Raw genomic sequence first — 12,877 nt, forward strand, 5'->3', positions numbered from 1 at the left:
CATGCCCTCACTCATGGGAGGCGGCGGCCTGGTCCAGTACGCCCCCTGGGCGCTGCTCGGCGTGGCCGCTCCGGTGGCCGCCGCCATCCTCAAACCGTGGAACCGCAACAACACCGACGGCGCCATGTGGGGCGGGCGCCCGGTGGAGAAACGGTTGCGCGCCGAGCCCGACCCCGCTGCTCGCGCTGACCGGCTGATAGCCGGCCGGGGCACCGTGACCCGCAAGCTCATCGCCGGTGAGCCGTGTCTGTCGGGTCTCGCCTTCGGCGTCCCCGGCTCCGGGAAGTCCATGGGACTTCTGCTGCCCAACGCCCTGGAGTGGGCGGGCCCTTTGGTGATCACCACCGTCAAGGCGTCTGACCTCGACATGGTCTACGCCCGCCGGGCGGCGCTCGGCCCGGTCTATGTCGTCGCTCCCAAGGGGATACCCGGCCGGTCGACGGCGCGGTGGTCCCCGGTCGAATACTGCAAGACCGAAGAAGACGCCGACCAGATGGCCAAGTGGCTGACCGAGGCGTCGTCGAACAGTGCCGACCCGAAGGCTCAGACCTGGCTGGAGCAGGCACAGCCCATCATCAAGGGCCTCCTCCTGGCCGCCCGCGTATCGGAGGAGGGCATCACCGCCTTCCGGCGCTGGCTCTCGCTCGGGAAGGACGCCGTCGACACGGTCGAGGGCATCCTGCTCGATGCCGGATTCACCGAAGCCGCCGAGGACTACGCCTCGCCGTGGCGGCGACTGCACGCCGACGGCCAGGGCTCGGTCCAGCTCACCCTCAACGTCATCGCAAGGGTCTACCAGGACAAGGCCGTACGGGAGACCAGCTCGGGCAGCGACTTCACCGCCGAGGACGTCATCGCCCAGGGCGGCACCATCGCGATCGTCGCCTCCGCGTCGGACAGCAAGCGCTTCGCACCGCTGATCACCGCGCTGATCGCCTCGGTGATCCACGCCGCCGAGACCCAGTACGGCCGTACCGGCAAGCCGCTCTCGCCCGCCCTCGGCCTCCTGATCGACGAAGCCGGCAACGTCTTGCGATACCCGGACCTCGCCACCGTGCTCACCACGGGCCGCGGCCAGGGCATCGTGATGCTCACGATCTGGCACGACCTCTCCCAGCTGCGCACCTCGCTGGGCGACGACAAGGCGAACACCGTCGTCTCCGCCTCGCCCTTGAGGATGCTGCTCCCCGGCGTCGCGGACCCGGAAACTCTGGGGTACTTCAACACCATGCTCGGACGCGCCGAGGTGAAGCGGGCCTCGGTGACCCGGGCCAGCGACGGCGGGCGGTCCAGCACCACCTCCACCGGCGAGCGCGACCTCGCCCCCATCCACGAGCTCCAGCAACTGGAGGACGGGACCGCCGTCGTGCAGTACGGCAACCAGAGACCGGTCCGGGTCCGCCTGCGGATGACGTTCAAGGACGAGGACCTCCAGAAACTGATCAACGAGGCCCCCACCCGCGAGGAGACGGCACATGCCTGACGGACTGCCCGCGGACGATCCCGCCGACTTCCTGGTCGACGAGGACACCGGGGAGATCCTCGACGACGCCGAGGACGGCGAGGCGGACCTCGCCGGGTGGGTCTGGGAAGCGATGGAGCCGCCCGTCCGCCGCGAGCGGCTGGTCGAGCTCCGGACCTGGGTCCACTGGCTGGTGCGTACGTACCCGTGGACGCATTCCCACGTCACGCCGTGCTGGTACCGGCACCGTGACGTCCGCGAGCACCTCACCGCGCTGTTCGTCTCGTGGGTCAGGACGTACACCCCGGGGAGCAAGCGGGACACGGCGGAGGTGGAGTGGATCGACGCCCTGTACCGGACGATGCCCCGGCTCGCACTCAAGGAGTGCGGCCCTCAGCAGCACGTCGAGCAGCGCCCGCGGGACTTCAAGGACACCGACCACGGGTTCCTCGTCCATTCCAAGACCTCGGACGACATGACCGCAGAGGCCCGGCATCCCGCCATCGCCGAGTTGATCCGACAGGGAGTGGAGCAGTGACCGACCCCGTACCGCCGACGAAGCCCGCCCCTCCGGCCGGGCGGATCTGGCCGCGGTGGGCAGCCGTGGCCGACCTCCGGGGAGAGGGGGGCTCCGCCCTCCGCGGTCAGGTCGAGAAGCGCCTGCGCCTTCCTCCGTCCGCGCAGTCGGTCGCCCTGCTCCTGGGCAGGGACGCCGTCGGCGCCCGGTTCACCCAGGTGATGGACTGGCCTGGCGACGGCCCTCTGCTCGACCGTCCCGTCGAGTGGTGGCGTATGGCCGATACACGTCCGGCGCAGCCCGGTTGGCCGCTGCGGGACGGGCTCACCTCGACCCTCGACATGGCAGGCGGGTTCCCGCTCTTCGCCGTTCTGCCCGACCGGCCGGCGGCCGTCGCCTACGGCGGAGAACAGCACCGGTGGCACGAGGCGCGGCGGGCCGCGCTGTCCACCGCAGTGGCTCGGCAGGACGAGCTCCATGGGGAATGGACCATCTCGGTGCCGGAGCCCGTCGCGCCCTGGCTGACCGTTTCGTGGTCCGTCCCCTATCCAGCGCGCAACGCCGCCCCGTCACGCGATCTGGCGTCCATCACCCTCGGGGCGACGAGCACGTCCCCCCTCCGGCAGCGGCGGGCGCGCACCATCGAACTGTCCGGGGTGCAGAGCGACATCGCCGCCCTGGCGCACGTCCTGGTCGCCGCCGCCCGGGACTCCAGCACGGCGGCGGCGGAGACCGCGGCCGGGCTGCACGCCCTGCTGGTGCGATTCGCCCAGGGGGACGCCACGTTGGTCGAGAGCGAGATCATCGTTGCCCACCGCCGGGCCTACCGATGGCTCGTCAACGCGATTCCCGCAGACCAGGCGCCCTAGCCGGCGCGCACGACACAAGGAGAAGAGCTCGATGAGCACCCCCACCCCCCGCAAGCGCGACGGCCGCGCTCGTACCGTCCGGCAGGTGCAGCTCCAGCGCGCGGTCACCGAGGGCCGGCTCGCCCCGGACATCGCTCAGGCGATGAACGACCCCGCCCTCAGCCGCTGGCGGGCCTCGCTGGGCTTCGCCGTTGTCGATGACATCGACCGGCTGGCCGGGCCCGCTTCCGGGACGATCCGTGTCCCGCAGGCCCTCGTACGCGAGGCGGTCCCGCCGGAGGTCGACCTGTCGAACGCGGGAGAGGTCCGGGAGCTGTACCGGGCCGTGCTGGCGGACGGAACTGCGGAGCAGCAGTACGGCCTCCTCAACGCCGGTCTGCTGGAGCGGCTGTGGGACACGGGGCTCGCCGAGGGGCCGGTGATGGGCGTCTGGGAAGGCCGGTTCCCCCGGCTCTCCCGCGGGTGATCGGGCATGGACGAGACGGAGAAGTGGCGGATCGCCACCATCGCCCTGGACGCAGTGGGGGAGCGGTACGACTACGCGCTCGCCGGAAGCATGGCGCTACGGGCCCACGGAATCATCGACCGCCCGGTCGACGACATCGACCTGTTCAACCAGCCGGACATCGGATCGGACGCGATCCAGGCCCGCGCGGAGGTCATCGCCGCGCTCACCGACGCCGGTTACGAGGTCGCCGTCGAGCGGGTCTTCGGGATGGACCAGGCCGCCAATCTCGCGGTGCGCACCCCCACGGGTGAAGCCGTGACGGTGCAGATGGTGCCGATGGAGATGGCGTATCTGCCCGAGCAGATCGACGGCCTTCGGGTGATGTCCGTGCAGGACTGTGTCCAGATGAAGGCGGAGGCGATCGCCTGGCGGACGGAGGCCAAGGACTACATCGACCTGTCCGACATGAACGTCCACCTGGGCGCCCCCTTCGTCGACGAGTGCCTGGCGGCCAGCCCGTCGCCGCTCAACGAAGTGGTGTTCCGGTCGCAGCTCGGCAAGGTCGCGGAGATCCCGGACGAGACCTTCGCGGCCTACGGCACGGACTCGTACAAGGCGGCGGAAGTGCGCAGGAACGTTCTTGCGTGGGCCGACGATGTCGCCACCTCGAAGCCCGACCCGCTCGCGGTACGGGCCACAGGGCCGGCGTCCGGCATCGAGCCGCTCGTCCAGGACCAGGCGGAACGGGCGGCGGACCGTATCGCGGCGAACTCCCCTCAGTCGCTGATGAGCGACAACGAGCTGATGGTGACGGCCGCCAAGGCCAAGCAGCTCGCCAGCGCCGCAGACAAGGTCGCCGTGGAGACCGAGCGGGAGGCCGGGTGGCTCCGGCAGCAGTTCGAGGAGACCGGTGGGGGATCGCTGGCAGCGGCCCTGCGGGACATGAACGCCGACGACGAAGTCGTACGCCGGGCGGTCACGAGTGAGCGGGAGGATGTCGAGCGGCTGGCGAGCCGGGCGGTGGAGGCCCGGGGGCAAGCTCGGGAGCTGCGGGAGCAGGAGGGCACCGTCCGCGGTGAGGTCCAGCGCCGGGCCGGCCTGACGCCGGGGGAGCGGGCGGCGGAGACCGTGATCCGGCGCGAGATTCAGGGGCAGGTCGCGGCTCAGGCCGACCCCACCCGGGCGTCGGTGGTGGCCCGTGCGACGGCGGCCACCGCTCACCAGCAGCAGGCCGCCGCCCGGGCCTGATCCGGCCGGGCGCCGCACCGGCGCGGCGCCCGGCGTGGAGCGCAAGACGGGGCATCCGGGTCGCACGGCCGGGTCCAGGAGGGGCACTTCCTCTCTGGACCCGGCCGCCGTCTTTCCCGGGGACGGCCGCACCAGCGGCGTGTCGCCGACGCCGAAAGGCGTGTCAGTACCTGTTCCCGTCCCGGCGGTTCTGCTCGTCCCCGAGCTGGCGGCGAGCCGCCGTGTCGGCGCTCTCGGCGGCCTGCCGCTGGTGCGCAACGCGGCCGTCGCCCGCCCGCTCCGCTGCTTCCGCCCGGCGGAGGTCCACAGGCAGGGCGGCCCGCACGGCGCGTTCCCCGCGCAGCCCGGCCGCGCGGTCACGCTGCTCCTCTGCCCGGCGCCGCATCCGGTCTCCCTGCGTACGAGCGGCGGTCGCGTCGCCGGCCGCGATCCTCTTCTCCGCCGCGACGACAGCGTCGGCGCTGCCGCCCAGTCGCTGCCACTCCTCCAGCAGGAGGCTGTGCTCATGCTCCGGTCCAGCGAGGTCGGCGAGCCGGTCGATCAGGTCCCGGGCCTCCCGGGCCTGCCGGTCGGCTTCGGCGTGGCGGTCCTCCGCCTGTGCCGCTCTGAGCTCCATATCCCGTCGGGCAGCGCCGCGCAGGGCCAGCCGTCCGAACGAGCCGCGTTCCTCCAGCCGGGCCGTGAGCACGCCGAGATCGTCCCGCGCCGCCTGCCCGGCTTCCACTGCCGCGGTGAGGTCGAGGTGGGCCTGACGCCGGGTCTGGATGGCGTCGATCCGCTCCGCCCTGGCAGCCGTCTCGGTCTCGATCCGGCCGCCGTCGGCGGCGTCGTGGTCAAGCCGGTCCGCGCGGGCGTATGCCTCATCCGCTTCGGTGTCGGCGAGGCGAGCACGGGCGAGCGCCGACGACTCCGCGCCGCGCAGTGCCCGGTCGGGCAGGATGCCGAACGGGCGCTCGCGCCACGACGGGGCCGCGGGGGCGGTCGCCGAGTCGAGCGCTCCGAGTGCCCGCTCAGCGTCCTGCCCCTCGCGGGCGTCCGCGCGCGCTTCCAGCGAGCGGGCACCGTGGAGCCGAGCCCGGTCCTCGGCCTCTTCCGCATGCTGACGGGCCTCCTGCGCGAGTTGCCGTGCGTGCTCGGCGGCACCGGTCAGGTGGGCGGCGCGGGCTTCCGGCACCTGGACGTCGGTGCGCCGGCCGTTGCCGGCCGCGGCGTCCCGGGCGGTCGCCGCCCGGTTCTCGGCGTCGGCCGCCTCCTGCTCGGCTCGTCGGGCTTCACGGCGGGACGTGTGTGCGGTGTCCTCGGCCCGGGCCGCCTGCGCTGCCTGGATCGCTCCGAGTTCGCCGCGCTGGACGGCGCGCTGGAGCTCGGTCCGGTCCTGCTCCGTGGGCGTGGCGCGCGGGGGCGTGCTCTGGTGGAAGCGGTCCACCTGGGCGCGGGCGTCGTCGTAGTCGGCGGCCTGGACGGGTTCGATCGGGCGGGAGCCCAGCGCGATGTCCTCCCGGCCGTAGTCCCATCGGTTCCGGTAGGTCTCGATCGCCGTGGCAGCGGCGAGCCACGCCGACTGGCGGGGATCGTCGGCCGACGGGAGGGGACCGAGCGCGTCGAGCCAGCGGGCTCCCTCGTCGGCGGCCGACAGCACGCGCGCGGTCACGGCAGCGGGGTCTTCCGGGATCTGGGCATCGCGCCACAGGCGCCGTAGCCGCTCGGGTCCATCCGCCGGGGCGGGGCCGAGCGGGGACCGGTCCGCGAGCTGGAGAAGGTCACGGTACGCAGCGGCGGCGGCAAGCCGGGCGCGCCAAGCAGCGCTCTCTTCGGGGTCGTCGGGGCGCGGCCCGTAGGCTGCGGCCCACCCCTGGCCGAGCACCGCGTCGTCCACAGCGGAGACGGCGAGATAGTCGGCGCGGGCGGTGACGGCCTGGGCGAGTTCCGCCGCGTAGATGCCCTTCTCGGTACTGTCGGCGGCGGGCACCGTGAGCCGGAGCTGGTCCAGCAGGCGGGCGCCGGGGTGGCTCCCGCCCGCGTCGGCCTCGGGCACCTGAAGGGCCGCCACGGCCTCGGTGTCCTGGTGAAGACGCCAGTGGAGCACCGCGGCGACATCGTCGGCGTCGGCGACATCTCTCTGAGCCAGTACGCGCCGTACGGCGGCGATGGGGTCCTCTCCGCCAGCGTCGATGCGGGTCAGGAGGTCTCGGAGAGCGGGCCAGGCGTCCGAGGTGACGATGGCGTCGGCCATCGGCACCTCGTCACGGAACTGCCGGATGAACTGGTCCCCGGCGAGGTCGTCGAGGACGAACCGGAGACGCGGCACGAGGGTGGACAGCGCGCCGGTCTCCTCCAGCGACTCCCGCTGGGCGACCGTGGCCGAGCGGGTCGTACCGTCGCGGCCGACGATACGGTCCCATGCCTGGCGCGCCGTCTGGATGGGGTCGGGTTCCCCGACGATGGGGTCGGTTTCGGGGGTGACGACCAGGTAGATGTGGTTCTCGTACTTCCCTCGCGTCGCCGCAGGGTACGCGGCGTTGCGCGTCATTCCGGGCGCGAACAGGGCGTGCGCAGTATCCGTGGTGACGCCCTGCGCGCGGTCCTTGGTGATGGCGTAGCCGAGCTCCACGGACCGCTCGACGTACGAAGGCGGCAGGACGGTGCGCGCCTTCGACTGGTCGGAGCGGACCACGAGACTGCCGTCGCGGCGGACCTTGGTGACGGTCCAGATGTCGCCGTTGCGGACGTAGCCGCGACCGCCGCGCACGGGGATGCGCCGGTCGATGGCCCGGGTGGCGATCCGGTCACCGGCTCCGACCATGTTCCCGTCGTGCAACCGGATCGTCCTGGTCGAGTCGACGATTCCGGCGCTGACGCGATCGTCGCGGGCGCGGGCGGAGAGCGCAGACGCGGTCGCGTTGTCCGGCGCGACGAGGATGGAGACGAGCCCGTCCCGGGTGTCGGCCAGCCATGCCTCGTACGCCTGGGCCTCCATCGCGTCGGCGCTGCCGAAGTGGATGCGGCGGCGGGAGTGGTACGCCTCGAAGGACTCGGTGGAGTCGCCTTCGGCGAGGGCCTTGGAGGCTTCGATCTCCCAGGTCCGGGGCTTGCCGTCGTGATCTCGGAAGCGTCGGACCTCGGTCAGGTAGAGGGCGCCAGCGTCCGCCTCGATGTGGGCGAGGAGACCGCCGGGGCCGGGCGCGCCGAGCTGGAGGGGGTCACCGACGGGGAGGAGCCGGCCTCCTGCCCTGGTCGCCTGGCGAAGGAGGTCCGCCATGTCGGTCGACGCGGCCTGACCGGCCTCGTCCAGGATGACGATGGCGCCCGCGGGCAGCGTCCACTGCCGCGCACCCGGGGAGATCAGCTCGCTCATCATGAGCCAGCGGCGCACGTTCTCCGTACGGATGCCCGCTTCCTCGGCGAGGACATCGGCCTGCACCTGGCCGTTGGAGAACCCGATGACCGGGATGCCGTAGGCGTCGCCGACTTCACGGATCAGGGCCATGATCGTGGTCTTGCCCGCCCCGGCCCGGCCGATGACCGCCTGGACTCGCCGGTCGCCGGTGAAGGCGCCGTGGACGATCGCGAGCTGCTCCTCGCTGGGGGTGAATCCGCGTTGTGCGTGGCCGGCGTCCAGGGCGGCGGACACCTGTTCAGGGGTGAGCTGCCGTACAGCCGCGGGCGTCTGCGCGGCCTCGACGACGTACCGTTCGGCAGCCGTGATGGCGTGCGAGGTGAAGCGCGTGCACCCGGCGTCGTGGAACAGAGAGGTGCCGTCCGCACGCCGGTAGGCGGTGGGGACGGGAAGGAGGTCGGGCATGTCCACGAGCTCGCAGTGCTCGGGGGAGAGCACCGCCGTGGTGAGCTGCTGGACGGCCTCCTCGAACTGGCCGCCCAGGGTGATATGCCACCCGCTGCCGACGAGCTGGCGGACGACCTCGGCCTCCGCGTTGGGCCGCGTCCAGGTCTCGCGCTGCCGTTCGAGGACCCGGATCGCGGCAGCCGGGATGTCCTCCAGCCGCTCAACCTTCCGGGCCTCCAGGGCGTGCTCCTCCGGGGTGCGGGGCGCGCGCCGTTCGGCTCGAAGGGACTCCTGGCGGCCGGTCTCCAGCACCTTCTCCGGGGCCCGGAGACCATGCTTGCGGGCCCGCTCGCGCCAGTGGGCGCGCTCCTCCTCGGGGCTCCGGAGTTCCTTGTCGGGACGCTGGGTCAGGGCCGCTGCCTGGGCGAGCTGGTACGCCTCGGCCCGGTTCGGCTCGCGTCCCTCCCGCAGCCGGAACTCGCCCATCAGCGCCCGCAGGTGGCCCTCCGTCTGCTTCCGACGCGTGGAGAACTCGCTGATCAGCTCCTTACCGATGCCGCGGAACTCCCTCACCGGACGCTTGTCGAAGCTGAGGCTGTCCTCCCGCTCCTCGGCGGTAATGCCCAGCACCTCGGCCATACCGCGTTCGAGCTCGGCGGCGTAGACCTCGCCGAAGGTGACGCGCTGGCGGTGCAGGGGGCGTGCATCGAGGGCGAGCCATTTCCCGTCGGCGAAGACCTTGGAGCTGATGGCGATGTGGCGGTGGAACGCCGGGTCGCCGGCACGGCTGGAGCGGTGGGTGAAGATGGCCGCGGTCAGACCGTCGGTGGGTATCTGGGCGACCCCGTTGGCCCCGATCCGTGCGTAGGCGGCGTCGGACTCGATGCGCTCCCACATCTTGCGGAAAGCCCGCTCCTCGACTTGGAGCAGCTTCTCCTGGCCCTCGTCGTCGGCCAGGGCGAGTGCGATGCCGAAGCTCTTCACCGGGGCGACGACCATCTCCCATCCGGCTCGGGCGGCGCGTTCCCCCTCTCGCTCGACCTGCTCGCGGAGGCTCTGCTTGCGGGCGGCGGACGCCTTGGGTTCCTGGGCCAGCCGTTCCGCGTACCGCTGTTCGACTGTCTTGTACTGGCGCCAGCGCCGCCCCAGGTTCTCACCGGTGTGGGGGTCTTCCCCGTACTTGAAGAGGGAGTCAGCGTGCTCCCGGGAGACCTCCCCAGTGAGGCCGAGGGCAACGGCACCGCGGCCTATCCAGGTGCCGGGGGTGTCGGCGCCAGCGGCCCAGTGCTCGGCGGCCTCCTTGACGCCGAGCGTGCGGTCGTCGCTCGCCACGGTGCTGAGGAGGTAGTCGATTCCGGTGCCGGCGCTGACGGGATGGATCGTCAGCAAGGGCGATCCCAGGGGTAGCTCGTCGCGCTCCGGCCCAGGGCCGCGGGGAGCGTGATCGAGTCGTTCATACCGTTGATCGTATGTGACCAGTTGGCATATGCCAAAGGTAATGCACATGGTGTGGTCAGATGATCTTGAACGGAAGGCGGAGACTGACGTAATCGCAGTTCAGAGGCTCTCTGAGCTGCGATTGGGAGTCCGTGGTTCTAGTCGTGGAGCGATGGAGCCAAGAGACGGGGAGGGTCGCATGGATGCCGGTCTGATGGGGATGGGGTCAGGAACTGGTCCTGGAGCGACTGCGGGGAGATCTCGCAGGAGCTTCTTCGGCGGGCGCATCCGGGTCGGATTCGGATCCGCCCGGAGGCGCCCGGGCGTCCGGGTGCCCGGTCCGGGGGCTCGGGGTGGCCCTTCGGCAGTTCGGCCCGGGCGGACCGCGTGACAGCGGCCGGGCCGCACTTCCGGAGGGGGAGCTTCCGGAAGCCGGGGGGCGGCTGCATAGGATCGGCATATGACTTCACGGACCAACGAAGCAGCACTGGAGCGCCGGCAGCGGTTGCGCGACAAGCACAAGCGGCAGCTGGGCGCCGTCAACCAGTTGGAGCGGCTGGAGAAGAAGCGGGGCTCGATCGAGGACGACCGGGACAAGCAGATCGCGAAGATCGAGGAAGATGCCGCAAGAGATATCGCCGCCGTGGAGGAGGAGATAGCGGGGGCGGTGCGCGACGCGGTGGACGCCTTCGGCGGACAGCAGGTGGCGTCGGAGAACCTCGGGTTGACCCTGCGGGAGATTCGTCGGTACCTGGCGGAGGGGGACGAGCAGGAGCCGGATTCCGAGGGGGAAGAGGTGAGGGCGGCGGATGAGCAGGGGCCGGCGGTTAGCAAGGAGGCCGCTCCGGCCGGGTCGCCCGTCGACGCCGATGGTGTTCAGAGCGATGCCGGCAGCGGTACGCCGGAGGGCGTCTCGGCCACGTAGTCCTTCAACGAGCTGGCCCCCGCCTGCGCCTCTCGGCGGCAGCGGGGGCCGGCTCGTTGTTGCGTCCGCTCATGAGCGGCGCGCGCGGGGGGCGTTCTCCCGTCGTTTGATCCAGGCTTTCACCTCGGAGACGCTGCGGGTGCCGCCTTCGTCGGCTGGTGGAAACGGGTCCTCGGCCGAGGGGCCGTAGGTCTTGGCGTAATACTTGATCATGTCGGTGGAGACGCTGGCGGCTTTGGCCAGTGCGGCGCCGCGGAGCCTCTCGGCGCCGGGTGTCCGGTGGGGCGCGATGGCGCGCAGGAGCCGGTTGGCGGAGTCGACCGTCTTGAGGTCGAGCTGTTCCGCGAGCCAGCTCGGCGTCACGGTCGTGCCGGCCGCTTCGGCCTCCTGGACGAGGGCAAGCGCCTCCTGTTCGCGGGCGCTGAGCCCGCGGGCGTCACGAGTGGTGGGCTTCGGCGCCTTGCGCTCGCGTTCGGCGTTGTCGATGATCCAGGCCCGCACTTCCTTCCAGTCTCGTTCGCCGTTGTCGTCGGCCTGAGGGAAGGGGTTGTCAGATCGTTCCGGGCTGTAGGCGGTGGCGTAGTAGTTGACGCCCCGGGGGGTGATGTTCAGGATCCGGGCCAGTTCGCGGCTGTCCATGCGGGCATGCCGGGGTCGTGCCCTCCTGGCGGTCTCGGCGATGCCGGTGGGGCCGGTGGGGCCGGTGCTGTCTTCGGGGAAGTTCTCCTCGTACCAGGCTCGGACGTCGTCCCGTTTGCGGTAAGCGGTGCCGCGGGGGCCGGGGGGAGGGTCCTCCCCCGGGAAGCCGGGGTACTTCTCGGGCTGGTAGATCCAGTTGCGGACGCCGTGGATGGTTCGGCCGGTGGCTTTGGCGATGTCGCTGTTGGTGATGCGGTCGGGCAGTTCGTCGAACGCCTTCAGCACATCGTCGAGGGTGGGCATCGTTCCTCCAGGTGGTGCTCGGTCGGGGGTGTGGGCGGGGTACGGCCGAAGGCCGGTGACGGGTCTCCGTCACCGGCCCTGGTCTCCGCGCCGGGCGCGGGACGGTGGTGGTGGGTGTCGCGGGGGTCCGGGGTGGTTGCCCGGGACGGGGTGCGCTCACCAGCTTCCCCGGATCGTCTGGGCGGCGGTGCCGCTGGTGATCCAATCGGTGTAGTGCCGGATGTCGCTGATGGCCTGCTCGTACTGGTGTCGGCTGTGCTCCCGGACTTCGGGGGAGGAACGGTGTGCGCTCTGGCCGTACCAGATTCCGGCATCGAGGGTGTCGGCCCATCGGCGGGCGACGTCGGCGAGCAGCTGCTCGGGGATGCCGTGGTGGCAGGAGCAGGGTGCGGTGGAGACGGCGGTGTGGAACGCGCGGGCGTTCTTTCGGTGCCCGTCCAGGTCGGCGGTGATCTGGATCGTCCGGTCCGTCCATCGCGGGAGGTGGGGGCAGGTCCCTATGTGACCGATGGCGGCCGCGACGGCGGGGGCGGTGGTGCGCGCACGGGTGAGGACGTGGGTTGCGGTGTCGTCTCGGTGAGAGGTTTGGGTGATCATGCCGGTCCTTGCGGTGGTGTGGTGGTCGGCCGGGTTAGCCCTCCCGGTCTCGACCTTTATTAAGTTACTCGCATGGCTGTGCGGGGTCAAGCCGGGCGGTGGTCGGGGTGCCATCCGGCCGCTGCCGCGCTGGCTTCGTGGCGGACGGCGGCGGCTTCGAGCCGGGCCGGGTCGCCGAGGTGAATCGCGAAGGGGGGACGGGGGTGGGGTTCGCGGAGTGCGCGGATGCGGAGGGCCTGTTCGGCGAGGAGTCGGGCGGCCTCGGCGTGGAGGTCGCCGAGGCCGCCCGCTTCGAGCAGGGTGGTCCAGGTGCCGGCTCGCTGCACGCGGGCGGTGACCCGAAGGGGGTTCGTCCGCACGGTGTACCGGTAGTCGGGGAGTACGGGAGTCTCCGGTACGGCGGGGTCGATGACGGCGGAGATGAGGTGCGGGGCGTGTGCGTGCGCCCATTGGCGGTACGCGTCGAGGCTGGCAGCGTGTGGTTCGGGCTGCTCGGCGAGGCAGTCGGCCAGGGCGGGCAGCTGGTGGGGTGGGGGTGCCCACCGGGAGTAGATCCTGGCGAGGGGCCGGTCGCCCGGTCCGTACCAGTCGAGGATGGACCGTTCTGGCATGGCGTTCTCCTGGTGACGGGGGCCGGGGGCCCGGCCC

General features: G+C 71.8%; 10 protein-coding genes. 6 read left to right on the plus strand and 4 right to left on the minus strand.

Annotated elements, in window-relative coordinates; all coding sequences use genetic code 11:
• Position 1 precedes the first annotated feature (1 nt).
• The 5 genes from ABT354_RS19850 (at position 2) to ABT354_RS19870 (ending at position 4,544) form a co-directional block, all read left to right on the plus strand.
• Complete coding sequence (locus tag ABT354_RS19850; protein ID WP_351495476.1) at positions 2-1,483, plus strand: type IV secretory system conjugative DNA transfer family protein; 1,482 nt, start codon at positions 2-4, stop codon at positions 1,481-1,483.
• Positions 1,476-2,000 (plus strand): hypothetical protein, encoded by a 525-nt coding sequence (locus ABT354_RS19855; protein ID WP_351495478.1) that lies wholly within the window; start codon positions 1,476-1,478, stop codon positions 1,998-2,000. The genes ABT354_RS19850 and ABT354_RS19855 overlap by 8 nt, the downstream gene beginning before the upstream one ends.
• 65 nt (positions 2,001-2,065) lie before the next feature.
• Positions 2,066-2,848 carry a hypothetical protein gene (locus tag ABT354_RS19860; protein ID WP_351495480.1) on the plus strand — a complete coding sequence of 261 codons (783 nt, stop codon included), beginning with the start codon at positions 2,066-2,068 and terminating at the stop codon, positions 2,846-2,848.
• 31 nt (positions 2,849-2,879) lie between these two features.
• Positions 2,880-3,314, plus strand: a complete 435-nt coding sequence (locus tag ABT354_RS19865; protein ID WP_351495482.1) for a hypothetical protein — start codon at positions 2,880-2,882, stop codon at positions 3,312-3,314.
• Between the two features lie 6 nt (positions 3,315-3,320).
• A complete protein-coding gene (locus tag ABT354_RS19870; protein ID WP_351495484.1) occupies positions 3,321-4,544 on the plus strand; it encodes a nucleotidyl transferase AbiEii/AbiGii toxin family protein in 1,224 nt (407 codons plus the stop codon).
• Between the two features lie 163 nt (positions 4,545-4,707).
• Here ABT354_RS19870 and mobF read toward each other — a convergent pair whose 3' ends face one another.
• Complete coding sequence (gene mobF / locus ABT354_RS19875) at positions 4,708-9,717, minus strand: MobF family relaxase (RefSeq protein ID WP_351495486.1); 5,010 nt, start codon at positions 9,715-9,717, stop codon at positions 4,708-4,710.
• Positions 9,718-10,225: 508 nt separating this feature from the next.
• Between mobF and ABT354_RS19880 the strand changes: the two genes are divergently transcribed.
• Positions 10,226-10,690: a hypothetical protein gene (locus ABT354_RS19880; RefSeq protein ID WP_351495488.1), complete on the plus strand. Its 465-nt coding sequence runs from the start codon at positions 10,226-10,228 to the stop codon at positions 10,688-10,690.
• 69 nt (positions 10,691-10,759) lie between these two features.
• Here the strand turns inward: ABT354_RS19880 and ABT354_RS19885 are convergent, their stop codons facing one another.
• From ABT354_RS19885 to ABT354_RS19895, 3 genes are all read right to left on the minus strand, one after another.
• A complete protein-coding gene (locus tag ABT354_RS19885) occupies positions 10,760-11,632 on the minus strand; it encodes a hypothetical protein (RefSeq protein ID WP_351495490.1) in 873 nt (290 codons plus the stop codon).
• 156 nt (positions 11,633-11,788) lie between these two features.
• Positions 11,789-12,229 carry a hypothetical protein gene (locus ABT354_RS19890; RefSeq protein ID WP_351495492.1) on the minus strand — a complete coding sequence of 147 codons (441 nt, stop codon included), beginning with the start codon at positions 12,227-12,229 and terminating at the stop codon, positions 11,789-11,791.
• Positions 12,230-12,315: 86 nt separating this feature from the next.
• The gene (locus ABT354_RS19895) at positions 12,316-12,840 is read right to left on the minus strand and encodes a hypothetical protein (RefSeq protein WP_351495494.1); all 525 of its coding nucleotides are present in this window, start codon (positions 12,838-12,840) and stop codon (positions 12,316-12,318) included.
• Between the last annotated feature and the right edge of the window lie 37 nt (positions 12,841-12,877).

Origin of the sequence: Streptomyces sp. NPDC000594, assembly GCF_040299965.1 — a bacterium.
Classification (GTDB): Bacteria; Actinomycetota; Actinomycetes; order Streptomycetales; family Streptomycetaceae; genus Streptomyces.

What these genes read in the sequence shown, in the direction of transcription:
- ABT354_RS19855 (WP_351495478.1), top strand. Translation starts at nt 1,476, where the DNA reads ATGCCTGACGGACTGCCCGCGGACGATCCCGCCGACTTCCTGGTCGAC.
- ABT354_RS19885 (WP_351495490.1), bottom strand. Translation starts at nt 11,632, where the DNA reads ATGCCCACCCTCGACGATGTGCTGAAGGCGTTCGACGAACTGCCCGAC.
- ABT354_RS19850 (WP_351495476.1), top strand. Translation starts at nt 2, where the DNA reads ATGCCCTCACTCATGGGAGGCGGCGGCCTGGTCCAGTACGCCCCCTGG.
- ABT354_RS19865 (WP_351495482.1), top strand. Translation starts at nt 2,880, where the DNA reads ATGAGCACCCCCACCCCCCGCAAGCGCGACGGCCGCGCTCGTACCGTC.
- ABT354_RS19880 (WP_351495488.1), top strand. Translation starts at nt 10,226, where the DNA reads ATGACTTCACGGACCAACGAAGCAGCACTGGAGCGCCGGCAGCGGTTG.
- ABT354_RS19895 (WP_351495494.1), bottom strand. Translation starts at nt 12,840, where the DNA reads ATGCCAGAACGGTCCATCCTCGACTGGTACGGACCGGGCGACCGGCCC.
- ABT354_RS19870 (WP_351495484.1), top strand. Translation starts at nt 3,321, where the DNA reads ATGGACGAGACGGAGAAGTGGCGGATCGCCACCATCGCCCTGGACGCA.
- ABT354_RS19890 (WP_351495492.1), bottom strand. Translation starts at nt 12,229, where the DNA reads ATGATCACCCAAACCTCTCACCGAGACGACACCGCAACCCACGTCCTC.